This window comes from Cupriavidus consociatus, from assembly GCF_017814975.1.
Classification (GTDB): Bacteria; Pseudomonadota; Gammaproteobacteria; order Burkholderiales; family Burkholderiaceae; genus Cupriavidus; species Cupriavidus consociatus.
The window spans coordinates 15870-42865 of the sequence record NZ_JAGIQA010000007.1; the positions used below are offsets into that span (position 1 = coordinate 15870).

The following is a 26996-nucleotide window of genomic DNA, read 5'->3' on the forward strand; positions in this document are numbered from 1 at the left end:
CCCCTTCCGTCATGACCGCCCCCCTCCAGTCCCTGCTCGCCCCCCGCTCCATCGCCGTGATCGGCGCCTCCGACAACATCCACAAGATCGGCGGCCGCCCCATCCACTACATGCAGGCGCACGGCTACGCCGGCACGCTCTACCCGGTCAACCCGCAGCGCGACACTATCCAGGGCCTGCGCGCCTTCCCGACGCTGGACGCGCTGCCGGAAGTCCCCGAACTCGCCATCATCATCGTCGCCGGCGACGCCGCGGTGCAGGCCGTGCGGGACTGCGCGCGGCTGGGCGTGGCGGCGGCCATCGTGATCGCGTCGGGATTCGGCGAAGCCGGTGCCGAAGGCCGGCGCCAGCAGGACGAGATGGTGCGCGCCGCGCGCGCCAGCGGGCTGCGGCTGGTCGGTCCCAACAGCCAGGGGCTGGCCAATTTCGGCAGCGGCGCCATCGCCAGCTTTTCGACCATGTTCATCGAGGTGCCGCCGCAGGACGGCCCCGTCGCCGTGGTCAGCCAGAGCGGCGGCGTGGCGGCGATGGTCTACGGGCTGCTGCGCGGCCAGGGCATCGGCGTGCGCCACATGCATGCCACCGGCAACCAGGCCGACATCACCGTCAGCGAGCTGGCGCTGGCGGTGGCGCACGATCCCGGCGTGCGGCTGGTGCTGCTGTACCTGGAAAGCCTGTCCGATCCCGAGGTACTCGCCGAGGCCGCGCGCGTGGCACGGGCGCGCCACGTGCCGGTGGTGGCGGTCAAGGCCGGACGCTCGCAGGACGGGCAGCGCGCCGCCGCGTCGCACACCGGCGCCATCGCCAACGAGGACCGCGCGGTCGATGCCTTCCTGCGGCGCCATGGCATCTGGCGCGTGGACGATGCGCACGCGCTGGCGCGCTGCGCGCCGATGTACCTGCGCGGATGGCAGGCCGCGGGAAAGCGGCTGGTAGTCGTCAGCAACTCAGGCGCGAGCTGCGTGATGGCCGCCGACACGGCGCCGTCGTGCGGGCTGACGCTGGCGCCGCTGTCCGATGCCACGCAGGCCGCGCTGGCGCAGCGCCTGCCCGGTTTCGCCGCCACCGCCAACCCGGTCGATGTCACCGCCGCGCTGCTGACCAACAGCGCGCTGTTCGGCGAGGTGCTGCCGGTGGTGGCGCGCGATCCCGCCGCCGACCTGTTCCTGCTTGATATCCCCGTCTCAGGCATGGGCTACGACGTGCGGCGCTTCGCCCGCGACGCCGCGGCGTTTGCCGATACCGCGGGCAAGCCCATCGCGGTCGCCGTATGGCAAGCGCCGGTGGCCGACGCATTCCGGCAGGCCAACGTTCCGACCTACGCCAGCACAGCCGAAGCGCTGGCGGCGTTCTCGCAACTGGTCTCGCACCAGCAACGGCTGCGGCAGATCGCGGCCGAAGGCGAGCCACTGCTGCCGGCCGCACCTGCCATGCCAGCCTCCGCAGCGAAGAGCGCGACGCTCAGCGAAGCCGCCAGCCTCGCACGCCTGGCGGCAGCAGGCATGCCGGTGGTCGAACACTATCTCTGCCGCAACGTGGATGCCGCGGTGGCTGCGTGGCAACGCATCGGCGCACCGGTGGCGGTCAAGGCAAGTTCGCCGCAGGTGCCGCACAAGAGCGAGCACGGGCTGGTCGCGCTGCACTGCAATGACCCGGAGGCCGTGGCGAGCGCATTCACGGCCCAGACGCGCGCGCTGCAGGCCATGGAAGCGCATTGCGAAGGCATCGTGGTCGCCCGCATGTCGCGTGGCCAGCGCGAATGCATGATCGGCGCAAACTGGGATCCCGTATTCGGCGCGGTACTGGTGATCGGTGACGGCGGAAAATATGTCGAGACGCTGCGCGACACCGCCGTCCTGCTGGCGCCGTGCAGCGAAGCCGACGTCGCCCGCGCGCTGGACGGTGTTCGCATCGCGCCGCTGCTGCGAGGCGTGCGCAATGAGCCGGCGGTCGATATTGCCGCGCTATGCCGGCTGGCGGTGCAGGTCGGCAACCTGGTTCATGCGGCCGGCGGTGCGATCCGCTCGGTTGACCTCAACCCGGTGATGGCGAGCGCCGACGGGGTGGTCGTGGTCGATGCGCTGATCGAGGTGGCAGAGGTGGCGGAAGTGCAGCGCTAGCGCGCCCTTCGCTTCGGCCCAGCCCTATTCGGAGAACAATGCAATAAACTCGTTGCGCAGCCACTGATTCGCAGGATCGCGGTGATACCGGGCATGCCAGAAAAGGTTGATCTGAATGGCCGGCAGCGCGAACGGATGGTTGACATACCTGAGGCCGAAATACCTGGCACATCGTTCCGCGAACGTCCAGGTGACGGTAGCGACCAGGTCGGTGGTGGCAATGATGTCCGCCAGGGCCACGAAGTGCGGCACGCGCAGCCGGATGCTGCGCTTTACGCCGCCTTTGGCAAGGAGTTCGTCGACCCGGGCATGCCCCGTTCCCGCCGCCGTGACCACGACATGCTCGGCGGCTTCGAAGTCCCGCATGCTGACCTTCTTCTTGTCCATCGCGTGACCGGGCCGGAACAGACAGACATAGCGCTGGCGGAACAGGCGCCGTTGAAAAAATTCCGTGCTGAGTTCGGGCAGATGGCCGACAGCGAGGTCGATCTTGCCCTGGCTCATCTCCGCTGCCAGGTCAACCGCCGTATTGCGCACCGTGGCCACGGTCACGCCAGGCGCGCATTGCCCAAGCGCACCCATCAGCGGCGGAATGAAGTGCACCTCGCCGATGTCCGTCATGGCGATGCGGAATGCGCGATCGCTGTGCAAGGGATCGAATGTCATCTTGCGGCTGAGCGTTGCCTGCAGCGATTCCAGAGCATGGCCGACCGGCTCAGCCAGCTCCTGTGCAAGTGGTGTCGGCAGCATTCCCTTGCTGCTCCGCACGAACAGCTGGTCGCCCATCAAGGTCCGCAAGCGGCCCAACGCATTGCTGACAGCCGGCTGGCTCAGGTTCATGGCTTTGGCCGTGCCGGAAACAGTCCCCTGCCGCAACAGCTGATCGAACACGACGAGCAGGTTCAGGTCGACGTCCTTCAGTTCCATCGCGTACCTTCATTGATTCTGTGAATATCAACTATAGCCGGGATTCTATTGGTTTATTTCAGTCGATGTCCGATGATCCTTTCCATACGAAAAGACATAGGGAGACGCCCCATGAACCTCACCCTCCTCTGGCGATAGCCCGCTCCCAGGGAATCCTTCCCTACTGAAGTCCCCCAAGCACACAGACGTCGCACAGGCCCACCGGGCCCGCGCGCGGACTCCGTTCGCCCCTATGGAAACAGCCATGGCATCCGCCTCCCATGAAGATCGCCCCGTGTGGGCCGACGACAGCATCAGCCGCATCCCGTTCCGCGTCTATACCGACACGCAGCTCTACCAGCGCGAACTCGAACGCTGCTTCTACCAGGGTCACTGGAACTATGTCGGCCTGGAGGCCGAAGTCCCGAATCCCGGCGACTTCAAGCGCACCACGCTTGGCGAGCGTTCGGTGATCCTGGTGCGGGACCAGGACGGAGAGATCAACGTGATCGAGAACGTATGCGCTCATCGCGGCATGAAGTTCTGCCGGGAGCGCAGCGGGAACCGGAAGGATTTCCACTGCCCCTACCATCAGTGGAACTATGACCTGAAGGGCAATCTGCAAGGGGTGCCACTGCGCCGCGGCGTCAGGCAGGACGGCAAGGTCAACGGCGGCATGCCCGCCGACTTCAAGCCGCAGGAGCACGGGCTCACGCAGCTGAAGGTCGCGTCGCGTGGCGGGGTCGTGTTCGCCTCGTTCGACCATGGCGTGCCCTCGCTCGAGGCCTACCTCGGGCCGGATATCCTCGGCTACTTCGACCGCCTGTTCAATGGCCGCAAGCTGAAGGTCCTTGGCTACAACAAGCAGCGCATTCCGGGCAACTGGAAGCTGATGCAGGAGAACATCAAGGATCCCTACCACCCCGGGCTGCTGCATACGTGGTTCGTCACGTTCGGGCTCTGGCGGGCGGACAACAAGGCCCGGCTGGTGATGGATGCCGAATTCCGCCATGCCGCGATGGTCTCGACCCGCGGCCAGGGCGGCAAGAGCGACGTGACCTCCGGCGTGTCCAGCTTCAAGGACCACATGGCGCTGCACGACGACCGCATCCTCGACATCGTCCACGAGCCCTGGTGGGGCGAGCCGAGCGCGGTGATGATGACGGTGTTCCCGGGCGTGATCTTCCAGCAGCAGGTCAATTCGGTGTCCACGCGGCATATCCAGCCCAACGGCCCCGACTCCTTCGACTTCGTCTGGACGCACTTCGGCTTCGAGGACGACACCGAGGACATGACGCGGCGCCGCCTGCGCCAGGCCAATCTCTTCGGGCCCGCGGGCTTCGTGTCGGCCGACGACGGCGAAGCCATCGAATGCTCGCAGGAAGGCTTCACCCAGAAGCCCTGGCATCGCGTGATTGCCGAACTGGGCGGCAAGACCGCCGAGAACACCGAACACATGGTCACCGAGACCCTGATCCGGGGGATGTACGCCTACTGGCGCAAGGTGATGGAGGTCTGAGGCCATGAACTTTTCTGACTACTACGCGCTGCTCGCCCTGTACGCCGACTACACCAGCGCCGTGGACAGCGGCGAATGGGACCGCTGGCCGGGATTCTTCACCGACGACTGTCTCTACCGGATCCAGCCGCGCGAGAACCACGAGCGCGGGTTGCCGCTCGCCACGTTGTCGCTCGAAGGCAAGGGGATGCTGAGGGACCGCATCTATGGCATCCGGGAGACCCTGTTCCACGACCCCTACTACCAGCGCCACATCGTCGGCGCGCCGCTGATCCGGGAGGGAGGGGCCGACAGGATCGTGGCCGAGGCCAGCTATGCCGTGCTGCGCACCAAGCCGGACCAGATGACCGATGTGTACAACGTTGGCCGCTACCTCGACACCATCGTGCGCACGCCCGAAGGCTGGCGCTTCGCCTCGCGCATCTGCGTGTTCGATAGCGAGATGATCCCAAACTCGCTGATCTACCCCATCTAGCAGGAGCCATTCATGACTGAAACCTGGATCGAGGCAGCGCTGCTGTCCGCCGTCCCGCAGGATGATGTGATCGCCGTGGCCGTCGAGGGCAAGGAGATCGCCCTGTATGGCGTCGACGGCGGCGTCTATGCGACCGACAACATCTGCACGCATGGCCACGCGCGCCTGTGCGACGGCTTTCTTGAAGGGCACGAGATCGAATGCCCGCTCCATCAGGGCAGGTTCGACATCCGCAACGGCGCAGCGATGTGCGCCCCGCTGACCGAGAGCATCCGTACCTATCCGGTCCGCATCGAAGGCGGCAAGGTCTACCTCGACCTGGGCTGAGAAGCGCCGGTCACGCAACCACAAGGGACGCACATGACTTCCGCACCACCACCTGGCGCGACTGCCATATCTGCCATATCGCAGGCCGCCACCATCGTCATCGTCGGCGCGGGCCAGGCCGGCGGCTGGGCCGCCCAGACGCTGCGCAGCGAGGGTTTCGCCGGCCGGCTCGTGCTCATCGGCGACGAGGCCCATCCACCGTACGAGCGGCCGCCGTTATCCAAAGCCGTCCTTGCCGGTGAAGCGGCTCCCGCCAGCACGTGGCTGCATAAGCCGGAGGCGTTCGAAGCGCTCAGGATGGAGTGGTGGTTGGACACGCGGGCGGCCCGCATCGACCGCGGCGCGAAGTGCCTGGAGATGTCCGATGGAGAGAGGCTGTCCTACGACAAGCTGATCCTGTGTACCGGCGGCAAGGCGCGCGCGCTTGCCGTGCCGGGCGCGGATACGACGCCGAGCCATACGTTGCGCACGATTGGCGACGCGTTGTCGCTGGCGCCCGAGCTTCGGCCGGGCCGCAGCCTCGTCATCGTTGGCGGCGGCTGGATCGGGCTGGAAGTCGCCGCCACCGCGCGGCAGAAGGGCGCGGATGTTACCGTCGTCGAAGCGCAAAGCCGGCTGTGCGAGCGCACCGTGCCGCCGGAGATCTCCGAACACCTGCTCGGGCTGCATGGTGCGCACGGCACCCGCGTCTTGCTCGGCGCCCGCATCACCGGCCTCGCGCAAGGCGCTGACGGCCTGTCGTCGGTGACGCTTGCCGATGGCAGCACGCTGGCGTGCCACGCCATCGTCGCGGGCGTGGGTCTCGTGCCCAATGATGCGCTGGCTCGTGACGCCGGGCTGGCGTGCGATGGCGGCGTGATCGTCGACCAGGGCTGCCGTACTTCCGACCCCGATATTTTCGCCGCGGGAGATGTGGCGGTGACGCCGAATCCGTGGGCCGGACGCCGTTTGCGGCTGGAATCCTGGCAGAACGCGCAGGACCAGGGTATCGCCGCGGCACGCGCGGCGCTCGGCCTGCCCGTTGACTATGCGCCCCTGCCGTGGTTCTGGTCGGACCAGTACGGCATGAACCTGCAGATCTACGGCATCCCCTTGCCGTCGCATCGTGTCGTGGCACGCGGCACGCCGTGCGGGGACAGTTTCCTGCTGTGCTACCTCGACGGCGATGTGGTCCAGGCAGCCATCGGTGCCAACGCGGCGCGCGACCTCCGCTTGGCACGCCGCCTGATCGAGCAGCGCAGGCAGGTCGATCCCGATCGCCTCGCCGACCCGAACGTTCCCATGGCAAAACAGTAATTCACCAGATAAAAAATACCGGAGACAAGCCCCCATGTCGCACATCGACGTCCACAAGCTGGCCGACGAGGCCCAATTCAATCGCTTCCATGCGCGCGTGCTGTTCTGGTGCGCAATCATCATCATCTTTGACGGATACGACCTGGCGGTCGTAGGCATCGCACTGCCTTCGATCATGAAAGACCTCGGCGTGGCACCGGCTCAGGCCGGGCTCATGGTCAGTTCCGCCCTGTTCGGCATGGTGTTCGGCGCGATCTTCCTCGGCACCCTGGCAGACAGGATTGGCCGGCGCCGGGCCATCGCGCTCTGCGTCATCCTGTTCAGCGTGTTCACCGCTGCGGCCGGCCTGGTCAGGGATCCCGTGCTCTTCGGCGTCGCGCGCTTCCTCGCCGGGCTCGGCATCGGGGGCGTCATGCCCAATGTCGTCGCGCAGATGACAGAGTACGCACCGAAGCGGATGCGGGCGACGCTCGTGACCCTGATGTTCAGCGGCTATGCCGTCGGCGGGATGGTCGCCGCCATCCTCGGCAAGGGCCTGATCGAAACATACGGCTGGCAATCGGTCTTCCTCGCTGCGGGCCTTCCGGTCCTGCTGGTTCCCGCCATCCTCAAGTCCCTGCCCGAATCGATGCCCTTCCTGCTGGCAAGGGGCGACGACGAGGCATTGCGCCGCATTGTTGCCAGCCTCGCGCCAGCCCGCCAGTGGTCTCCAACCGATCGATTCTCCGTGCCGGCCCGGGACAAGGCCGACAGCGCGCCGATCCGGCACCTGTTCCACGACGGCCGCGCCTTCAGCACCGTCATGTTCTGGATCGCGTTCTTCATGTGCCTGTTCATGGTCTACGCCCTGAGCTCATGGCTGACCAAGCTGATGGCGACCGCGGGCTACAGCCTGGGCTCGGCGCTGACGTTCGTGCTGGTCCTCAACCTCGGCGCGATGATCGGCGCCGTCGGGGGCGGATGGCTTGCCGACCGCTATCACATCAAGTACGTGCTTGCCGCGATGTATGCGCTCGCCGCGGTCTCGATCACGCTGCTCGGGCTCAGGCTGCCCGCGGACCTGCAATACCTTGTGGTGGCCCTTGCCGGCGCGTCGACAATCGGCACGCAGATCGTGGCGAACGCCTACACCGGGCAGTTCTATCCGACCGCCATCCGTTCCACCGGGCTCGGGTGGGCGCTGGGCGTTGGTCGCAGTGGGGCTATCCTGGCTCCCATCGTCATTGGCGTACTCGTCGCCATGGATCTGCCGCTGCAGCAGAATTTTGTAGCGATTGCCATGCCGGCCTTGATTGGCATGGCCGCGGTCCTGCTGATCGATCACGGGCGCTCGGCATCGGCGGTCCACGCCGGCCACGCCGAAGCCGCGACCGGCGAGCCACAGGTCCGCCTCTCCATCGCGGACCGAAACTAGTCCGGGTAATCCAACTGCCCGAAGAAGCCATCAGGATGCCCGGCCGGCGGTCTGGGCATCGGAGCCCGACTCGTCCTTCCAGTCACCACCCAACGCCAGCAGCAGCGCAATGCGCTGGTCGAGATGATCGGCCTGCACGTTGACGAGATCCATCTCGGCGGCCACGAGTGCCTGCCGCTGCTTCAGCAGGCTGCGCGTATCCGAGGCGCCGATGCCCGCGCGCGCCTCGGCTCGCCGCACCAGGACGCGGCTTTCATCTACCCTCTCCTGCAACTGCCTGGTGCGCCCGGCATAGCCGGATTCCGCCTGCAGTCCCGCCTCCACCTCGCCCAGTGCCTGCAGTGCGGTGTTGCCATAGGCGATCAGGGCGGCTCTCTCCTCGGCGCTGTAGTAGTCCGCCCTGGCCCTGAGCTCCCCGCCCGTGAAGATCGGTGCGACGAACGAACCGTTGAGCCCCGTGATCGGGGTGCCGGCCTGGTTGAGCAGGAACACGTCGCTGCGGATGCCGGTGATGGCTGCGCTGATGGAGATCCGTGGCAGGCGCGCTGCCTGCGCCGACTGCCGCATGTCAAAGGCCGCCGCGACCCGGTGCGCCGACGCCGACAGGTCCGGCCGGCGCTCGACCAGGTTCGCCGGCAACCCCGCAGCCGGGGCCGGGGGCATGGCCGGCAATTCCGGCACCGTCGCGATGTCTCCGGCGGGATAGCGGCCCAGCAGCAGTTCCAGCGCCTGCGCGGCCTGGCTTCTGGCGAGTTCGGCTTTTCCGATGGCGTCGCGTTGCGCGCGCAGGACGTTGCGCGCTTCCAGCAGCTCGGTGTCCGGCGCTGCCCCGATCTCGACGCGCTGGGCGGTGATCCGTACCAGCTCTTCCTGAATGGCGGCGGACTGCCGCAGCCGATCCTCCAGCTTCGCGTTCCGGATCAGCGTGAACCATGCCCTGGCAGTGGCCGCGGCAACCACGCGCCGGGCCCAGAGGTAGTCGTCCCTGGTGGCCTCGTATTGCGATTCCGCCGCGCGCGACTGGGCGCGGATGCGTCCCCACAGGTCAATCTCCCAGCTCGCACCGAGCGACAGGATCTGCGTTTCCGAATTGCCTGCCCTGCCCTTCGCGCCCGCATCCGGCAGCAGACCGCTGCGCTGGATGGCGACCAGCGCCTGCGCCTGCTGCACGCGCACCGCGGCCAGCCGGAGATCGCCGTTGTGCGCGATGGCCTCGCGCACCAGCCGCTGCAGTTCGGCATCGTCGAAGGTGGCAAGCCAGGCATCGGCGGCGTCACCGGCCGTGGCCGCGTTCGCCCACGTGGCGTTTCCTTCGAGCACAGGCACGGCCTGGCGCCGAAGGTCCGCGCCCTCGGGTGGTGTCTTCAGGGCGCAGCCGCAAAGCATGGCGACTGGAAGTGCCAGCAGCAAGGTCTTCATTGGTTGAAACGACGACACGGACTTCCCTCTTCCAAATTTCTGCCAAATTTCTGCCAAATCTCTGTCGAACCCCGGATCCGGCGAACCTAGTGAAGCTTGAACACCAGGTAGTTCAGCTTGGAACTGACGCGCAGGAAGACCATGCGAATGATGTGGAACACTTCCATATGCTTCGTATAGATCGCCCCCGCCCCGATTGCCCCGACCGGCAGCATCCGCCCGCGGGATTCGTCGCGCAGGTCGAACTTCACCGCGAAGCGGTTCGGCACCGCATCGGTGGCGCCGGTGTTCGGAATCATGCCGCCCTGCGCTATCTGGCCTTGCGATTGCGCCCAGACGATCGAGTTGACTTTCGCCTTGATGATCTCGCCCGGGCTCGTAGGCAGATAGATCTCGGCGAGGTCGCCTTCCCTGACGTTGTAAAGCTCGTTCTGCCGGTAAAGGGCAATGACTTCCTGCTGGTCCTCGACAAAGCTGAACGCCGGCGAGAAGGGGAACGGCACGAGCATGGTGCCCACCCGTACCTGCAGGTTCACGACCGTGCCATCGGAGGGCGCCCGGTAGACGGTCTGCTCAAGTTCCCAGCGGGCGTTCTCGAGCATGACTTCGGTTTCCGCCCGCTTCGCGCGCGCCGTGGCAATGACAGCAAACTCCCCCTGGCTTTTGGCCGACAACTTCTGCCGGGCCTCATCCTCGGCGGCCTGCGCACTGACCAGTTCGCCTTCCAGTTCACGCTGGCGGGCCAGCGCGTCTTCCCGATCGAACTTCGACCCGGCCCCTGCCGCGAGCAACGCTTCATGCTCCTTGACGCGCTGGCGGGCAAGCGACAGCCTGGCCTGCACCGTGCCGACCCGTCCAGCGGCGCCGCGAACCGATTCGCTGAGCTGGCGCGCCGATGACTCGGCTTCGGCCAGCGCGGCATCGTCGGCCCCCAGCCTGACTTCGAGTTGCCTGACCGCGGCCTGATAGGGCGTCGGATCGATCCGCAGCAGGACTTCGCCCTTGCTGTAGCGCCGGTTGCCTTCGGCCGGCAGCTCGACGATGCGGCCGCGGACCTGTGGCACGGCCTGCAGGACCTTGCCGACCACCCGTACGTCATGGGTCGACGGAGCCACCACGTTGAGCGTCAGGATCAGCAGCGTTATCGCAACCACGGGAATCGTGAATACGATGACCATCGACGTCGTGTTCCACGGCAGCCACTTGAACTTGAAGAAGATCAGCCAGACCGCCAGCGCGTAAAGACCGAGCAGCAGTGCATCCATTCAGATCCGCTCCTTTCCGCCGTGCATGGCGCCGGCGACGTCCATCGCCGCGGAAGGCTGCCGGGTGACGATGCTCCCCGGCCTGCAGGAGGCTTCATGTCCCGCTCCCTGCGTCAAAGGGCCCTTGCCGTGGTCGGGAGCGTCATCGTCGTCTGGCGCCTTGTCCGTGCCGTACGCGGCACGGTAGAACACGGGCTTGGTGTGAGCCCAGAGCCAGGCCAGAGGCCACAGCATCCCACCGAAGAAGAGCGACAGCAGGCATAGTGAATGGATGGCTTCCTTCTGCGGATGCCGCTTGCGATGCGCGATCTTCTCTGGCCAGATATGGAGCATCCAGAACAGGTAGCCGCCTGCCACCGGAACGAAGACCAGAACCACCCAGGAAATGGCATTGGCCGCGGTCTCCAGGGCCTTGCCACTGAGTACGGAAGCGAAAGCAGGTTCGCTCGATGCGAGCAGGCCGATGCCTGCCAGCAGATAGGGGCGCAGTTTCATCGAATTGTCTTGAGAGGGAGCGTTGGCGCTCGGTTGCACAATGCACCGCCCCGGTCAGGAGCCGGTTGGTTCGTTGCGCGAGCCGCCCTGGTAGGCGTCGCCGCGCGCGCGTCCTGCTGACCGGTGGGATGCTGCTTTGACTTCGCCTTCGTCCGCTGACACATCGTCGGCGTACAGAAGGTTGTACTTGCTGCTGACGGTGTCGCCGGCAGCGTGGCAGCCGGCGGGCTTCGAGGCAAGGGCGGCTCCCGCGCACGCGTCCGGCTGCTCTCGCGTCCCTTGTGACTCCAGTCCGCGTGTGTGCTGCGCATACGCCTGGCCAGCACCCGCGATCAGCAGCGCAGCGCCAAAGGCCCGGAGGGCCGGGCGGCAGTTGTTTGTCATGTCTGCAGGTTCCTTCGAATGGATTCGGATGTCATCGACGTGCGTTTGGCATTGCCGCACATCCGATGAAGCGGACACGTTATGGCAACGCGTCAGTCCCGGCTATCAAAGAACTTGGAAAGTGCGGGAACGCGGCATCGATCCGCTCCCGGTACGGCGGCGCTTTTCGAATTCCTTGGATAGCGCTCACGGCGCGAGCGGCCTAAGCTGTGCGCCGTCGTACATCGCTCGGGTGCAGTCCAGGCTTGCCCGATCCGCAGAGCCCCATGAATCTTGCTTTCCCGTTCGCCGCCAGCCTCGTTGCCGTCGCCGCCGCAAGCGCCCTGTCCGGGTGTGCAATTCCAACCGCCGAAACCATGAGTCCGTTCCAGGAACCGTGGCCCTGGACGAAAATCGTCGCCGTCAATCGCAGCGATCACGATGTGCTGGCGGTGCGCGCCGGCAATTGCGAAACCGGAGGTGCGTTGCGGCAATCGCAATCCACGCCTTCATACTGCTTCCTCGGCACGAAGCCCGAGGGACCGATCTCAATCACCTGGAACGATGCAAGTGTCGGCGGGAAGCACACCTCCACGGTGCCGTTGCCGCCGCTGTGGCACGAAGACCCCCGCCCCGAGGACATGGCGGGCGGCTACCTGTGCGTGCTGTTGCGCAATGACGCGCGAGCGAGCCTGACCGTTGTCGCCACCGCGCAAGCCTGCGCTGTGCTGTAGTGTTTCGCGCCGGCAGGACGTCAGGACGCCACCGACATGCGCCCGCACAACTGCCTGAGACTCCGCGCGATATACGCTGACTGGGTTTCGATCTCGTCGTCCCAGCCATCCGCATCCGCGGCGTACTCGCGCAGGTCTTCGCACAGCTCGGCCAGTTCCGACGGACCGACGACCGCCAGGCTGCCTGCGATGCGGTGCAGCAGTTGCGCCAGCCTGCGCACGTTCCGTCCGGACCGGATCGCGTCGTACTCATCGAGATCCGCTCCGGTCTGGGCGAGGAAGGCTTCGGCATACGCGGCGGGAATCTGCGGCAACTCGGGGAAATACTCGTCACCGGGCGATGGGGCTGTCCGCTCCACATCCTCATGGCCCGCGCCACCCTCGCGGCCTGCAAGTACCGACGCCAGCTCGGCGAGAGACACCGGCTTGGTCAGGTAGCCCGTGAATCCCCTCGCCCGCCCCTCGGCGACATCCTCGGGCCGCGCGCTTGCGCTCACGGCATAGATGGGGACGTCGATGCCGGCGTGCTTCATCTCCCGGAGCAGACCGAAGCCGTTCATGACCGGCATGTCGATATCGGTCAGGACCGCGTTCACGCGATGCCCCGTCAGCGCCGCCATCGCCTCGCTGCCATTGCCCGCGACGATGACGCTCGCGCCCAGCGCACGAAGCTGGTCGCGCAGCAGGTTCCGGTTCAGCACGTTGTCCTCGGCAATCAGCACGGCGTGGCCCGCAAGCGGCGATGCGGGTTGCCCGACAGGGGCTTCCTCGCTCCGCTTCGGTGGCTGTGCCCCGGTGATGACCGCCAGCGCTGCCGCATGGATGCCGGCAAGGCTGTAGCTGGAAACCTCGCGACCGCCATCCGGCCGGATGGCGGCAACCAGCGGCCCCAGCTGCTTCAGCCAGACGACCGAGGCCGGCTTCGGCCACCAGGCCAGGACGTGCCCGGGATCAAATGCCTCGGTCACCAGCAGGCAGTCAAAGCTGTCTCCGTCCACGGGCTCGTCCAGGCTTGAGCGCGCCGATGGCTCGCACGCGCCCCAGTCGAAATGCTCCAGCAATCCCTCGATGCACTCGGCATCGAGCGACAGCACCAGCGTCCGGTTTCGCGGCAAGACCGGGCGCACCGGCGACGGCGCCGCATCGGGCACGCCCAGTGGCAGACAAACCGTGACGCGCGTGCCCACGCCCAGGGTGCTGTCCAGCATGATGCTGCCGCCCATCCGTTCCACCAGCCGCATGCAGATCGACAGGCCCAGCCCGGTGCCGCGCGCCTGGGCAATCCGATTGTCGGCGACCTGGGAGAACGGCTGGAAGAGCCGGTCCTGGTATTCATCCGGTATGCCGATGCCGGTATCGGCAATGACAATCTCAAGATTCCCTTCGACCCATTGCGCGCGCAGGACGATCTTTCCCGCCTGGGTGAACTTGAACGCGTTGCCAAGCAGGTTGTTGACGATCTGGGTCAGGCGCACCGGATCGAGCTCGAGCTGCGAGGGGATCCCGCTGCCGTACACTGCATGGAAGCTCAGGCTGCGCTGCGCGGCAAGCGGGGCATGGGCGATCGCGATGCGGCCGAGAAGCTCCTTGACGGATACAGGCTGCTCCTCGATGCTCAATGCGCCCACGTCGATCCGGGAGAAATCGAGCACCTCGTTGACGATCTGCAGCAGCCCATCGGCGGACACCTGCATCGCCTCCACCCTCATCCGCTGCTCCGGCTCCAGAGGGCCCATCGCGACGAGCTCCATGTTCCCCAGCAGCGAGGCAAGCGGCGTGCGTATCTCGTGGCTCATCGACGCGAAGAATTCCACCCGGGCCCTGGCGGCCGCTTCGGTCGCGAGCCGGGCTTCGTGCAGGAGCCGCTGCGCACGCGCCGCTTCCGCATAGGTGCCGGTCAGGAAGCGATAGTTCCAGTAGCGGTACATCGCGAACAGCAGTGCAAGCAGCACGGCGGTGATTGCGCCGATGACAATCAGATCCTCCATCATCACCCGGCCCTGATGCCCGATTGGAAGCGCAAAGATGAGGTGCCCGAAATCCGCCACGAGTGGCGGGCGGCGCAGTGCCCAGCCATAGTCCGGGACCCAGTGGAACATGCCATCCTGCCGCGCTTCCAGCCTGGCATCCAGGCGCTGCGCGTTGGCCCGTGCGCCGGCCGCGACCAGCGGAGTGCCAAGCCTGTCGAACACGATCGGCTCGGGGATCGACAGGTTTGGCCCGGCAGGCTGCAGCAGTCCGTACAGCGGGATGCGCGTCAGCACGACCGCGTAGAGCTTGTCGCCCTTCGCCACCAGCGATGCGCCAACCATCTCCGGTACGGAGCCGGCCGCACTGCCCGGGACGCCCAGCCATTCGACGCGCTTTTCCCGCGCGGCCTGCAGCACGTCGATATCGCGGCTGCGGAAGCGCTCCAGGATCATCCCGGTGATGAGCCCGGGCGGCATCGGCGGCGGCATCGGACGCACCCCTGTTCCCGACGCATCGGGCGATTCATAGCGATACGTCGCACCGCTGGCGATCGAGATCATTTCGATCGACGGCCTCTGGCTGGCGGCAATCAGCGTGCGGACCGACTGGTCGCAGCTCTGGTGCAGAACGTCGTCGGCCGGCGCGGACGGAAAAACCTGCGTGCAGAGGCCGCCCCGACTGTCCGGTGAGAGCGGAAGCGTGCCATTGGCACGCAGTTCCAGGATCAGGTTGCTCGCGGCCAGTGTGCTGCGGCGTTCGAGCACGGCATCGACCACACCCTGCTCATACAGGCGGGCCACCTGCTCCTGGCCGCGCAGCGAGCCATTGAGCCGGACCAGTGCGCCCGTGCAGGCGATTGCGACAGCGAGCAGCCCCAGCAACCCAATCACCATCGAGAAGACCCGGCGTTCCCGCTTCAGGTTCTGTTCAACGGTGCGGAGGTCGGGCGCAGGCTCGTACGTGCCCTGCATCAGGCCAGGCCGTTGTCGCGCGCGTACGCGACGAGGTCCGCGTTGCTGGTGATGTTCAGCTTGCGCATGGCCGAGCGCTTCTGTGTCGCCACGGTTGCCAGCGTGCGGTGAAGGTATCCGGCAATTTCGGTGACGGTGCTTCCCGCGGCAAACATCCGCACGACTTCGATCTCCTTCGGAGACAGCGCGCTGGCGCTTGCGCCGGCCGGCGCGCCGGCGCTCGACATCCTGGCCGCTACCCCCGGCGACAGGCGCAGGCCCTGGCCGGAGATCGCATCCATGCAGAGCTGCCGCAGGATACGTGGGTCCTCATTCTTTCCCACGATGCCGGCGATACCTGTCTCCTGGAGGCGCGTGAGCAGACCGCCGTTGGTCAGCATCGTGAAGACCACAATCGGCGTACCGGGGCTGGCCTCCTTGAGGCGCCGGATCAGGCGAAGTCCGTCATCGCTCTCTTCGGAATGTCCCATTGTGAAATCCGTAACAATGAGATCCGGCTGGTGCGCCTCCAGCGCAGCCAGAAGCTCCTTTCCGGAAGAACATGTTGCGGAAACCTGGACATTCGGAATTTCGCTCAGGGTGGTCTTGACGGCGAGTTGAATCACCGGGTGATCGTCCGCGATCACGGCGGAGATGGTACGTGGTGGCATGCGGGTTCAATTCTCCACATCCCGGACCGGCGCCGGGAGGGTATCTGCTTCCGCAGCCGGCAATGGATGGTGCGCCTTGAAGCGAAGGTCTTCGTTATCCGGCGGCGCAATGTATGAACCGGGATGGCGCGACCAGCCAGACCGGGCTGCATAGGGCTCGCGATTGTACCAACCGGCCCACACGTCCATTTGGCAAATCGGGACAGTTACTTGGCTGATTGTCCCACGCCCCGCACAGGGAGCGGCCTCTCAACCGGTTGGCGAAGACGCAGAGCGTCAACGACATCCGCAAAACCGTGTTTTCAGTGCCCGCGCACGCCTTGATGCCATTTGTAATCCGCGGGTGGCCCGTTACATCAACAGCCCGCGCGGGCGGCCCCGTGTTAGGCACGGTACCGCCGGCGCAAGCGCTCAGCCGGTTTGCGACGCATCCAGGGTGTCGCGCTTGATCTTCCTGGCCAGCGACCATTTGTGGACTTCGGTCGGGCCGTCGTAAATCCGGAACCCTCGTACTTCCCGGAAAATCTGCTCGACGATGGTGTCGCGTGACACGCCCGTTCCCCCCAGGATCTGCACGCAACGATCCGCCACACGGAACAGCGCTTCCGAGACGGCCACCTTGGCCATCGAGCTTTCCGCGGTCCCGGACGAACCGCCGTCGAGCACGCCCGCACACCAGTCGATCATCAGGGCGGCCTGTTGCAGGTCGATCAGGTTATCGGCCAGCATGAAGCCAACGCCTTCATGGTCGATCAGCAGCTTGCCGAAGGCCTTGCGTGTGGTGGCATACGCGCGCGCGATCTCGTCCGCCCGCGCAGCGCCACCGAACCAGCGCATGCAATGCGAAAGCCGCGCCGGCGACAGGCGAACCTGCGCATAGCGGAAGCCCTCGTTCACCTCGCCCAGCACCTGGTCGTGGGGCACGCGCAGGTCATCGATCACGACCAGCGCATGTCCGCCTGGCATGGAACTGTCGATGGTGTCGATCAGGCGCTCGATGCGTATGGCGGGGTGTGGCAGATCGACAAGAAACATCGTGGCCTGGGCGCGTTCGCCATCTCCCGTGCGGGCCATCACGATACCCACGGCAGCGCCTTCCGCTCCGGTGATGAATTTCTTGCGGCCGCGAATCACCCATTCGTCGCCGTCCCTCTGCGCCGTGGTCTGGAGCATCGACGGGTCCGAGCCGGCGCCGCCGTCCTCCGCGGGCTCGGTCATGAAGAACGCGGAACGCGCCTCGCCGCGGACCAGCGGTGACAGGAATCGTTGCTGCTGCGCCGTGGTGGCCACCTTCCCCAGCAGGAACATGTTGCCTTCGTCGGGCGCCATCGTATTCACGGCGACCGGGCCGAGCGGTGACAAGCCCGAGCGCATCAGCACGGCGGCGGTCTCGCGCTGGCTCAGGTGAGAACCGTCCGGGAGGATATGCGGCGTCATGACGCCGGCGGCGCGCGCCTTGTCACGCAGTTCGGCGACCAGTTCCGGCGTCGGGCCATGGGATTCGCAACGCGGGTCACGCTCATAGGGCACGACAACGTCGCGGACAAAGCGCTCGACGCGCTCGCCGATGCTGCGGCTTCTTTCGGTAGGGTAGTCGGTGAACAAGATGCAGGTCTCCTTACAGCGTATTGACCAGGTGACCGCCGTCGACGGCGATCACGGTGCCCGTCATGTATCGGGACGCATCCGAGGCCAGCAACAGCAACGGCCCGTCGAGGTCCGCCTGTTGCCCGAGCCGGCGCTGAGGGATGCGCAGGATCAGCGCCTTGCCGGCATCGGTCTGCCAGAAGTCCCGGTTGATGTCGGTGTCGATATAACCTGGCGCGAGGGCATTCACGCGAATGCCGTAGCGCGCCCATTCCAGTGCCAGCGTCTTGGTGAGCTGGACTACGCCGGCCTTGGAAACAGCATAGGACAATACGCCTCCCGCCTGTCGCAGTCCCAGGATCGAGGCGATATTGACGACGCTGCCGCCGCCTCGTTCGCGCATGCCGGGGACCAGCGCCTGCGCGAGAAAGAACATGCCCTTGAGATTGGTGTCCATCACCACATCCCAATCGTCCTCTGAGTGCCCGAGCGCGGCGCCCTCGCGCACCAGCCCGGCATTGTTGATCAGGATGTCAACGGGCTCGATGTCGCGTACGAGTGCCGCGCGCGACGCGCCGTCGGTGACATCGAGCGCCACGCACTGCGGACGGGCATCCGTTCCGATCTTTTCCGCGACGGCTTTCAGCGCATCAATGCGCCGGGCCGCAAGCACCACCTCGGCACCGCGGGATGCCAGGACTTGCGCACAATGCGCGCCCAATCCGCCCGACGCGCCTGTCACCAGCGCGCGCTTGCCCCGAAGATCCAGCAATGTGTCCTGCACGGTTGTCTCCCGATCCATTGGATTTGAGGATCAGATTGTAGGATGATTTCATCCCATGTCAACGTCCGACAGCTTGCTGTTAGAATACCCACGTGACGCCTGCGACATCCCTCCCCCCTTCTTCCCCCGCCGCCGGCACCGGCGAGCCTGACCGAAGCGCCTCCGCCACCGTCTTTTTCGGCATCATTGGCGGGCTGGAACTCGGCAGCTTCGTGCCGGGGCAGCGGCTGGTCGAAACCGATCTGGTTACGCAATTCGGCGTTGGCCGCAATTCCGTGCGGGAAGCCTTGCAGCGGCTTGCCGCCGAGGGCATCGTGGAATTACCCCGCCATCGCGGCGCGGTCATTCGACGGCTGACCTTGCAGGACACCCTGGATGTCCTAGACGTGGCGGAACGCATGACAGGACTGCTGGCACGCGCGGCAACCCGTGGTTGCACCGATCGCACCCATGCCCAGGCCTTGCGCGCCACGGTTCAGCAGCTGGGCGCCGCGGAAAAGGCGCACGATACCGCGGCATTTGCGGGGGCGAGACGGCAGTTCTACCGGACATTGCTGGAAATGGGCGGCAACCGCGAGCTGAATCGCTTGTTTCCCACCATTCAGATGCCGATCGTCCACGCCCAGCATCGGCTCGCGTCGCTCCAGCAGATGCGGCTGGCGGACTACCGGCGCATCGCGACGGCCGTGCTGGCAGGCGAGCCGGACGAGGCCGAGGCCACCGGGGTGGCGCATGTCAGGAACGTGCGGCAGGCGATACTGGCCGAACTTTCAGCGTAGCCGGGCTATCAGACGGGCGCGCTGCTCCTCGATTGGCGTGGAATCTATTCGCCACGCAGCGGTGCCAGCCAGAGTTGGCGTTCCGTCTACCCAGGTTTTTGCGCACTCTCAAACTTGGCGAACATGCGCGCCTGAACTGCCTCCATGACTTCCAGGACCTGCGGATCGGCCGGGCCGCTGGCCGTGACGCCCGTCGCTTTCCTGGGCTTCGCGCCCAGTGGGTAGAAGACAAAGACCGTGTCGAACCTGCCTGCCGACTCCTGCATCTGCGCCCGAATTACACGAAGCTCACCCCGCAAGGCGGGCGTCCGCGCGCATAGGCCGATCAGAGCTGGACCGATGCATGCCCAATGCCCTCGAACTCGGCAGTCACGAGGTCACCCTCCGACGCGGGAAGGATGCCGACCCAGGTGCCGGTGGTGACGACCGTCCCGGCCTCCGCACGCCGCCCCTCTCGTGTGGCATGGCGCAGCCAGGCCAGCAGCCCGTGAGCGGGATCGCCCATTGAATGGGTGCCGCGGCGCTCGATTGCTTCGGTGCCGATCATTACCCGGCAACGCTGTGTTGCCCAGTCCCGGTCTGCATAGGCTTGCCACGCTCCGAGCACGAGTGCGCCATGCGACTGCAGGTCGGCCAGCTTCAGCAGTGCCGGCGCCGCGAGACCTTGCTGCCAGCGCGAATCGACGACTTCAATCGACACCGCCATTGCGTCAACCAGTGCCGCCGCGCCGGCGTGGTCAAGACTGGCCGCTTGCGCCGCATCGACACTGTGTCCCAGCCGCAGCGCAATCTCGGCCTCGATGCCGCGCCATGTGAAATGCCATTTGCCGGACCGCGCCGGGCTGGCCCAGACACCGGCCGACGGGAGCCGCGCGTGCGTCAGCGTGGCGTCACGCGAAGCGCCTCCGGATTTCCAGTACGCGGTGCGGCCATCTTCCCAGCCCAGCGATCGCGCCACGATCGCCTGAACGGCATAGGCCTGGCCTGCGTTATCCAGCGCGGTGGCGAAATGCTCCGCGTCGGCGCAACGGCCCTCGCGTCGCGCGATGAGCAGCGCCTGTGCAACCCGGTCAATGTTTGATGAATTCATGCCTTTGAGGTTCTCGATAAGAATGACAAATATGGGACGAACAGCCGCCCCCCGTGTGCACGCAACGCACACCGGGGGAGCGGACCGCTGCCCTTACAACCTGCTTGCACTGGCTGCACTCTCGCCGACTGCCGTGTCGGCCTCATCGTCGGCAGCGGTTTCTCCCATCGCACGCCCGAACGTCTCCGGCGCGAATTGCACGCTCAGCGCGAACACGGCGTACATCGCAGCGAGCATGCTGAACATGCCGCCAACGCCGTAGCTTTCAAACACGCGGCCACTGACAAGCGGCGTCAGCGCTCCCGCCAGCGTACCCAGGGCCAGGATCAGCGAAGTGCCGAACGCACGCACGTGGGTCGGATACTGCTCCGGCGCGAAGATCCAGATCGAAGTGTTCAGCAACACCACGCAGAACGTAAAGGCAGCGCCGAACAGCAGCACCAGCGCTACGTTATACGTCAGGAAGCCGAAGCACAGCCCGGCCGCGCAGGCCAGCCCAGCGCCGAGCGTCAGCACACGCTTGCGCGGAAAATGATAGCCACAGTATGACGCCGCCAGCGCCCCGAACAGACTGCCGCTTTGCATCACCATCGTAAAGAGAAAGCTCTTCGAGATGGTGTAGCCCTGCGACATCAGGATGGTTGGCATCAGGGTCAGCACCGAGATCTGCGCGCCGTAGGTCATCGATACCGCGATGCCCAGTGCGATCGTGCGGCGTCCCAGCCGGCCCTTGAAGATATCGCTCAGGCCCACCCTGGTGCGCGGGGCATCATCGTGAATCGCGGCCTTGATATAGGATGTCGGCTCCCCGCGGAGCTTGCCCAGGCGGCCGGATGCCAGCACTGACAGCACGCGGTTAGCCTCATCCACGCGCCCCTTGGACAGCAGGAAACGCGGCGTCTCGGGGATAAATCGCCGGTAGAACACGACGAAGAATGCCGGCAGGACCAGGCACGCAAACAGCCAGCGCCAGCTATCCGGTCCCGGGAACATCGCGAATACGGCCAGGCCGAAGGCCGGTGCGAGCATATTGCCCAGGCCGCCGCTGCCTACGCTGACCATGCCCACCGCGGTGCCGCGGAATCGCGTCGAACACAATTCGGCCAGCATGGTCACGGCAATGGAGATCTCGCCGCCCAGGCCGATGCCGACAATAAAGCGGCCCGCCGCCAGCACGCCATAGTTCGGTGCCAGCGCGCAGATGATGGCGCCCAGCGTGAACAGAAGCAGGTTGGCGCTCAGCATCGTGCGCCTGCCATAGCGGTCCGCGATGTAGCCCGAGCCGATGCGCCCGAGCGCGGCCGCACTGAAGGTCAGCGTATTCAGGAAGCCGATTTCGGCGACCGAGATTCCCCACTGCTCTCGCAACATCGGGCCGATCAGGCCGACGGCGTTCTGTTCGAACACGTCGAACATCACCCCCAGCATGATCAGGAAAATGATCTTCTTGTGCGAGGCCGTTACGCCGATGCCGTCCATGGCCCGGTCGAGTTCGTGCTGCTGTGGGGAATTCGGCGATTGAACTACGGTTTCTGCGCCCATCTTTGTCTCCTCCTCGTATCGAGGTAGTCGTCGCGGTGTGTCCACGACCTTGTCGCCGCCATGTCTGGCTGGCGTTTGCAGAGCATCGATAAAACTTCGTTCCGGCGCGTGCCGCTATTCCAGCGCGGGTGTCGATTGCGGCGGCCGGCGGGCGCGCAAGGCCTGCTCCGCGGCATAGGCGAGCCGTATCAGCACGGGCTCCGAGTAGGGGCGGCCGAAGAATTCCAGCCCGACCGGCACCCCCTGCGGTGCATGGTGGTCCGGCGGCGAAAACCCGGCCGGGATGACAATGGCCGGAAAGCCGGTGGCCGATGCGAGCACTCCATTGCGCTCTGCCTGCGCCTCGCCAACCGGCACGACCAGGCGACGCTGGTGGGGGAACACCAGGGCGTCAAGCCGATGACGTGCCATCAGGTCCAGCAGCCTCTCCCGCAACGCCTGCTGGCGCTGCAATCGCAGGCGGTACTCCCCTTCCCGCCCGCTTAGCGCGGCAGCGGTATTCAGCGTTCCCGCCACGCTCGGATGGACATTGCCCGCGGCGATGATGTCCTTCATGGAACCCACCGGCAGGCGGGTCGAAATGCGCGTCAGGTAAGCATCGAGATCGCGCTCCATCTCGTAGTGGTGCACAAGCGTGGTCGCCAGCAACTCGTCCGGGCTGATGGCGTCTTCAATCGCGACAAGCTCGCCACCCTGGGTGGCGATAATGCCCAGCGACGCCTGCATGACTGCGTTGACAGGACGGTGCACCTCCTGGTCGCCAAAGAAATGGCGCAATATGCCGATCCGGGCGCCCTTGAGTCCGTCGCGGTCAAGGCTGGCGGCATAGCTCGCCGGCATGTGGGGCGCACCCTCGCTGGTGACGGGGTCGGCTGGATCATGACCGGCAATGACATCGAGCAGCCGCGCCGTGTCGGCAACGGTGCGGGTGATCGGGCCAATGGTGTCCTGCGTCAGGCCGCACGGGACCAGCCCCGTCCTGCTGATCAGCCCCATGGTCGGACGCAGGCCGACCAGGCCATTTGCCGAGGCCGGCGAGCGAATCGAATTGACGCCGTCGGTGCCGATGCCCAGCACGCCGAAGCTGGCGGCAATGCCGGCGCCGGTCCCCCCGCTGGAGCCGCCGGGCGTGCGTGTCAGGTCATAGGGGTTCAGGGTCTGGCCGGACAAGGTGCTGACGGTCTCGCCACCGGAGGCCAGCTCGTGCAGGTTGGTCTTGGCCAGCACGATCGCGCCCGCCTCGCGCAGGCGGCGGATGACAAAGGCATCTTCGGTGGAGAGGTTATCGCGCAGGCAGGCGGCACCGGCAGTGGTTGCCATGCCGGCGCACTCGATGTTGTCCTTGACCAGCACCGGGATGCCATGCAGCGGCGCCAGCTGCGAGGGATTGCGCCCAGCCTGGGCATCGATGCGTCCGGCCTCGCCCAGCGCGTCCGGGTTGAGTTGCAGGATGCTGCGCAGGGCGGGACCGGTTTGGTCAAAGGCCGCGATGCGGTCCAGGCATGCGCTGGTCAGCTGGCGCGCCGTCAGCCTCCCGTCGCGCATCGCGGCATGTACATCGGCCACAGTGGCTTCCACCACGCTGAACGGCGCGTGCCGGCCCGGCTCGTCCGGCACCGGTTCATACGAGTTTGTCATGAGGGGATCCCTGCGCCGGCAAGGGCGCGAAAAGGTTGGCGAAAGGATGGATCGACGGGGCCGCGGCACGGTGCGCGCGCCCCGCTTTGCCTGGCTATCGGTTGACCAGCCGGGCGGGTATCGTCCAGATGCAGAAGGCACCCAGCATCAGCATCCCGGCGATCATGAAGTAAGCACTGTTGCCGCTCTGGGTCACGTCGCGCAGGTAGCCGATCATGTAACCGCTGGTAAAGCCGGCAAGGTTGCCGATCGAGTTGCTCATGGCGATGGCCGTGGCGGCCGCCGCGCCACTGAGGAAAGCAGTCGGCAGGGACCAGAACAGCGGCGTGCAGGTCAGGATGCCGGCTGCCGCGATCGACAGGAACACCAGCGACAGCGCGGTGTTGTGCATCACCCAGGGCAAGGCCAGGAAGCCGATCGCACCCATCATGCACGGGATGATCAGGTGCCAGCGGCGCTCGCGATGCTTATCGGCACTGCGCCCGAAAAAGTACATCGAGACGATCGCCGCCATATAGGGAATCGCGCTCAGCAGGCCGATATGGAACGGGTCGCTGACCCCGGTGGACTTGATGAACGTGGGCAACCAGAGCGTGATGCCATACTGCCCCGTGACATAGCAGAAGCAGATCAGGCTGATCAGCCAGACGCGCGGATCGGTGAAAACCCTGCCGACGCGTGCCTGCGGGTCCGCCGCCTTGACGTCCTCCGTCTTGGCCAGCTCAAGGACCTGCTTCTCCTCGCCGGTCAGCCATCTGGCCTTGGCAATGGAGTTGTCCAGGTAGTAGAAGCAGAAGCACCCCAGCAACACCGCCGGCACCGCCTCGACGATGAACATCCATTGCCAGCCGCCCCAGCCGGCCACGCCTGCCATGCTTCCCATCAGGTAGCCGGAGAGCGGGTTGCCGATGATGCCTGACAGCGGCGACCCCATGCAGTAGATGGCCATGATCTTGGCACGCCGGTGCGAGGGGTACCAGCAGGACAGGTAGTACACGATGCCTGGCGTGAAGCCCGCTTCGGCCAGCCCCAGCAGGAATCGAAGCGTGTAGAACTGGGCCGGCGTCTGCACGAACGCGAAACACGCGGAGAGGATCCCCCACGTGATCATGATCCGCCCGATCCATACCTTGGCGCCGAACTTGTGCAGGGCCAGGTTGCTTGGCACCTCGAACAGGAAGTAGCCGATAAAGAAAATACCGGCGCCCAGGCCGTAGACGGTTTCGCTGAAGCCCAGCTGCTGCGACATCTGGAGCTTGGCAAAACCTACGTTGACACGATCGAGATAAGCGATCAGGAAGCAGACCATCAGGAATGGCACCAGTCGCCAGCTCACCTTGCGATAGGTCGCGTCCTCGAACGACCTGATCCTTGCTCCTGCCTGCAGGGTTGTATCCACAGCGTCTCCTCTGTTTTTTTGTCAGGTACGGCAGTGCTGCGCTGATCCGTTGCGATCAGTCGGGCGGGAGGCGCTGCACAAGCGATGCGCCCCTCCGGCCCGGGATGGAAGTGGCTGTGTCAGGCAGCGGCCTTGAGCGACAGCGGCGTGGTATGCGCGGCGAGGTAGTCCATGGCGGCAACCGTGCCGCTTGCGGCAATCGGCACGCCAGAGATCTTCAGGCCCATTTCGCAGCCGGCCAGTGTCGCCATCAGCGTCAGGTCGTTGCAGTCGCCCAGATGGCCGATGCGGAACATGCGGCCCTTGACCTTGCCCAGGCCGGCGCCGAGCGACATGTTGAAGCGCTCGTAGATGTTCCTGCGCACCACGTCGGCGTCGATGCCGTCAGGCATCATCACGCCAGTCAGCACCGGGCTGTAGACGGCGGGGTCCGCACACTGGATCTGCAGGCCCCAGGCCTTGACTGCGCGGCGGCAGGCTTCGGCCAGGCGCTGGTGACGCGCAAAGACGTTGTCGAGCCCTTCTTCCAGGATCATGTCGAGCGCTTCGGACAGGCCATAGAGCAGGTTAGTACTGGGCGTATAGGGCCAGTATCCGGTGCGGTTCATCTCGATGATCTCTTCCCAGCCCCAGAAGCTGCGCGGCAGCCGGGCCTGGCGAGACGCTTCGATGGCCTTGGGCGACACCGCATTGAAGCTGATGCCCGGCGGCAGCATCAGGCCTTTCTGCGAGCCTGACACGGTCACGTCCACGCCCCACTCGTCATGGCGGTAGTCGGCGGACGCGAGCCCCGAGATGGTGTCGACCAGCAGCAGTGCGGGATGTCCGGCCGCGTCGATGGCGCGGCGCACGGCGCCGATATCCGACGTCACGCCGGTTGAGGTTTCGTTGTGAACCACGCACACGGCCCTGATCGCATGCGCGGTATCGGCGCGCAGCCGGGCTTCGATCATGTCGGCCTGCACCCCATGGCGCCAGCCTTCCACGCCTGGCATGCCAAGGAACTCGGGCCGGATGCCGAGGTTCTCTGCCATCTTCTTCCACAGCGTGGCGAAGTGGCCGGTCTCGAACATCAACACCGTATCGCCGGAGCTCAGGGTGTTCGACAACGCCGCTTCCCAGGCCCCGGTACCCGAAGCGGGATAGATCACTACCGGATGCTCGGTCTTGAAGATTTTCTTGATGCCATCCAGCACCTTCAGGCCCAGCGCGCCGAATTCCGGCCCCCGATGATCGATGGTCGGGTAGCTGATGGCGCGCAGGATGCGATCGGGCACCGGGCTCGGTCCAGGGATCTGCAGGAAGTGACGGCCAGCGGGGTGAAAGTTGAGATTGAGCATTTGACTCCTCCGATTGAGTTTTGAATGCAAAATACTTTATCAGAGGAAATTCGTGAAAAGCGGGCTGTACCAGGTAGTGTTTACCCCGCAAATATGGCTTTATTACAAGGGTTTACGCTGATTTTTGAGTTCCGATGAAGCGTCTGGTAGAATCGCATGCAAACGCATGCAAGGAATTTTGAATGCCAAAAGAAGACGCCCTTGGTCCGGAATCACCAGCGCCGGTCCTCCCCAGGCTCGAACGCCAGCGCCTTCATGACACCGTGGTGGCGCACCTGCGGACATTTATCGTCGAGGGGGTGCTGGAGCCGGGCCGCAAGCTCAATGAACGGGAGTTGTGCGAGACCCTCGGCATCTCGCGCACGCCGCTGAGAGAGGCGCTGAAGGTGCTTGCCGCCGAAGGGCTGATCGATATCTCTCCCAACCGCGGCGCGACCGTATCCCGGCTGTCGACGGACGAAATACTGGATACCTTCGAACTGATGAGCGGGTTGGAAGCCTTGTCCGGCGAGCTGGCCTGCGCGCGCATCACCGCTGTCGAGCTGGCGGAAATCAAGGCGCTTCACTATGCAATGCTGGCGTGCAGGGCAAACGAAGACCTGCCCGGCTACTACAGCCTGAATCACCAGATCCATGACCGCATCAACCTTGCGGCACGTAATACGGCACTGCGCCAGACCTATCTGTCCGTGAACCGGAAGCTGCAGGCACTGCGCTTCCGCTCAAACCACCAAAAGCCGAAATGGGACAGCGCCATCCATGACCACGAAGAGATGCTGGTGGCCCTTGAAGCCCGCGATGGCCAGCGACTCGCCGCAATCCTGCGCCAGCACCTGCTCGACAAGCGCGATGCCGTGCTGCTGATCCAGGCGGGCGCAGCCAGCGGCATGCCACAGGCCTAGAGCGCCAGGG

Annotated in this window: 23 protein-coding genes; 9 read left to right on the plus strand and 14 right to left on the minus strand. The window is 65.6% G+C overall.

All coding sequences use genetic code 11. From position 1 onward, the window contains the following. The first annotated feature begins 11 nt into the window (after window positions 1–11). Window positions 12–2120 (plus strand): acetate--CoA ligase family protein, encoded by a 2109-nt coding sequence (locus J8I82_RS11450; RefSeq protein WP_209757386.1) that lies wholly within the window; start codon window positions 12–14, stop codon window positions 2118–2120. A 24-nt stretch (window positions 2121–2144) separates the two neighbouring features. On the opposite strand, the gene J8I82_RS11455 is transcribed toward J8I82_RS11450, so the two are convergent. Further along, window positions 2145–3047: a LysR family transcriptional regulator gene (locus J8I82_RS11455; protein WP_209757388.1), complete on the minus strand. Its 903-nt coding sequence runs from the start codon at window positions 3045–3047 to the stop codon at window positions 2145–2147. 244 nt (window positions 3048–3291) lie between these two features. Between J8I82_RS11455 and J8I82_RS11460 the strand changes: the two genes are divergently transcribed. From J8I82_RS11460 to J8I82_RS11480, 5 genes are read left to right on the plus strand one after another with little or no spacing between them, the layout of a single operon-like run. Next, complete coding sequence (locus J8I82_RS11460; protein ID WP_245179637.1) at window positions 3292–4545, plus strand: aromatic ring-hydroxylating dioxygenase subunit alpha; 1254 nt, start codon at window positions 3292–3294, stop codon at window positions 4543–4545. A 4-nt stretch (window positions 4546–4549) separates the two neighbouring features. Further along, window positions 4550–5020, plus strand: coding sequence for an aromatic-ring-hydroxylating dioxygenase subunit beta (locus J8I82_RS11465; RefSeq protein ID WP_209757392.1), 471 nt, complete (start codon window positions 4550–4552; stop codon window positions 5018–5020). 12 nt (window positions 5021–5032) lie between these two features. After that, complete coding sequence (locus J8I82_RS11470) at window positions 5033–5347, plus strand: non-heme iron oxygenase ferredoxin subunit (protein ID WP_209757394.1); 315 nt, start codon at window positions 5033–5035, stop codon at window positions 5345–5347. A gap of 33 nt (window positions 5348–5380) precedes the next feature. Then, window positions 5381–6643: an NAD(P)/FAD-dependent oxidoreductase gene (locus J8I82_RS11475; protein ID WP_209757396.1), complete on the plus strand. Its 1263-nt coding sequence runs from the start codon at window positions 5381–5383 to the stop codon at window positions 6641–6643. A gap of 34 nt (window positions 6644–6677) precedes the next feature. Beyond that, the gene (locus J8I82_RS11480; protein ID WP_209757399.1) at window positions 6678–8057 is read left to right on the plus strand and encodes an MFS transporter; all 1380 of its coding nucleotides are present in this window, start codon (window positions 6678–6680) and stop codon (window positions 8055–8057) included. Window positions 8058–8087: 30 nt separating this feature from the next. Here J8I82_RS11480 and J8I82_RS11485 read toward each other — a convergent pair whose 3' ends face one another. The 4 genes from J8I82_RS11485 to J8I82_RS11500 form a co-directional block, all read right to left on the minus strand. After that, window positions 8088–9476 carry a TolC family protein gene (locus J8I82_RS11485; protein WP_245179639.1) on the minus strand — a complete coding sequence of 463 codons (1389 nt, stop codon included), beginning with the start codon at window positions 9474–9476 and terminating at the stop codon, window positions 8088–8090. An 86-nt stretch (window positions 9477–9562) separates the two neighbouring features. Further along, on the minus strand, window positions 9563–10741 hold the full coding sequence (locus J8I82_RS11490) for an HlyD family secretion protein (RefSeq protein ID WP_209757403.1): 1179 nt from the start codon (window positions 10739–10741) through the stop codon (window positions 9563–9565). Then, complete coding sequence (locus J8I82_RS11495; protein ID WP_209757405.1) at window positions 10742–11236, minus strand: DUF3302 domain-containing protein; 495 nt, start codon at window positions 11234–11236, stop codon at window positions 10742–10744. Between the two features lie 54 nt (window positions 11237–11290). Further along, window positions 11291–11620, minus strand: a complete 330-nt coding sequence (locus tag J8I82_RS11500; RefSeq protein WP_209757407.1) for a hypothetical protein — start codon at window positions 11618–11620, stop codon at window positions 11291–11293. A 266-nt stretch (window positions 11621–11886) separates the two neighbouring features. On the opposite strand from J8I82_RS11500, the gene J8I82_RS11505 reads away from it, so the two are divergent. Next, on the plus strand, window positions 11887–12333 hold the full coding sequence (locus J8I82_RS11505) for a hypothetical protein (protein ID WP_209757410.1): 447 nt from the start codon (window positions 11887–11889) through the stop codon (window positions 12331–12333). 20 nt (window positions 12334–12353) lie between these two features. Here the strand turns inward: J8I82_RS11505 and J8I82_RS11510 are convergent, their stop codons facing one another. The 4 genes from J8I82_RS11510 to J8I82_RS11525 form a co-directional block, all read right to left on the minus strand. Further along, entirely contained in the window at window positions 12354–15275 is a 2922-nt protein-coding gene (locus tag J8I82_RS11510; RefSeq protein WP_209757412.1) for an ATP-binding protein, read from the minus strand. Continuing rightward, window positions 15275–15925 (minus strand): response regulator, encoded by a 651-nt coding sequence (locus J8I82_RS11515; protein ID WP_209757414.1) that lies wholly within the window; start codon window positions 15923–15925, stop codon window positions 15275–15277. Before J8I82_RS11515 ends, J8I82_RS11510 begins: the two co-directional genes overlap by 1 nt. 411 nt (window positions 15926–16336) lie before the next feature. Then, on the minus strand, window positions 16337–17530 hold the full coding sequence (locus J8I82_RS11520; protein ID WP_209757416.1) for an acyl-CoA dehydrogenase family protein: 1194 nt from the start codon (window positions 17528–17530) through the stop codon (window positions 16337–16339). Window positions 17531–17543: 13 nt separating this feature from the next. Continuing rightward, window positions 17544–18314: an SDR family NAD(P)-dependent oxidoreductase gene (locus J8I82_RS11525; protein ID WP_209757418.1), complete on the minus strand. Its 771-nt coding sequence runs from the start codon at window positions 18312–18314 to the stop codon at window positions 17544–17546. A gap of 74 nt (window positions 18315–18388) precedes the next feature. Here J8I82_RS11525 and J8I82_RS11530 point away from each other — a divergent pair, with 74 nt between their 5' ends. Beyond that, the gene (locus J8I82_RS11530; protein ID WP_209757420.1) at window positions 18389–19075 is read left to right on the plus strand and encodes a GntR family transcriptional regulator; all 687 of its coding nucleotides are present in this window, start codon (window positions 18389–18391) and stop codon (window positions 19073–19075) included. A 325-nt stretch (window positions 19076–19400) separates the two neighbouring features. Here J8I82_RS11530 and J8I82_RS11535 read toward each other — a convergent pair whose 3' ends face one another. The 5 genes from J8I82_RS11535 to J8I82_RS11555 all read right to left on the minus strand — a co-directional run bounded on the left by J8I82_RS11535 (window position 19401) and on the right by J8I82_RS11555 (window position 26084). After that, on the minus strand, window positions 19401–20165 hold the full coding sequence (locus J8I82_RS11535) for a fumarylacetoacetate hydrolase family protein (RefSeq protein WP_209757429.1): 765 nt from the start codon (window positions 20163–20165) through the stop codon (window positions 19401–19403). A 93-nt stretch (window positions 20166–20258) separates the two neighbouring features. Beyond that, entirely contained in the window at window positions 20259–21707 is a 1449-nt protein-coding gene (locus J8I82_RS11540; protein WP_209757431.1) for an MFS transporter, read from the minus strand. A gap of 114 nt (window positions 21708–21821) precedes the next feature. Then, window positions 21822–23345 carry an amidase family protein gene (locus J8I82_RS11545; RefSeq protein ID WP_209757433.1) on the minus strand — a complete coding sequence of 508 codons (1524 nt, stop codon included), beginning with the start codon at window positions 23343–23345 and terminating at the stop codon, window positions 21822–21824. A 94-nt stretch (window positions 23346–23439) separates the two neighbouring features. Continuing rightward, window positions 23440–24744 (minus strand): MFS transporter, encoded by a 1305-nt coding sequence (locus J8I82_RS11550; RefSeq protein ID WP_209757434.1) that lies wholly within the window; start codon window positions 24742–24744, stop codon window positions 23440–23442. 119 nt (window positions 24745–24863) lie between these two features. Next, window positions 24864–26084, minus strand: a complete 1221-nt coding sequence (locus J8I82_RS11555) for a pyridoxal-phosphate-dependent aminotransferase family protein (protein ID WP_209757435.1) — start codon at window positions 26082–26084, stop codon at window positions 24864–24866. A 182-nt stretch (window positions 26085–26266) separates the two neighbouring features. On the opposite strand from J8I82_RS11555, the gene J8I82_RS11560 reads away from it, so the two are divergent. Then, window positions 26267–26986: a GntR family transcriptional regulator gene (locus J8I82_RS11560; RefSeq protein ID WP_209757436.1), complete on the plus strand. Its 720-nt coding sequence runs from the start codon at window positions 26267–26269 to the stop codon at window positions 26984–26986. Window positions 26987–26996 lie beyond the last annotated feature (10 nt).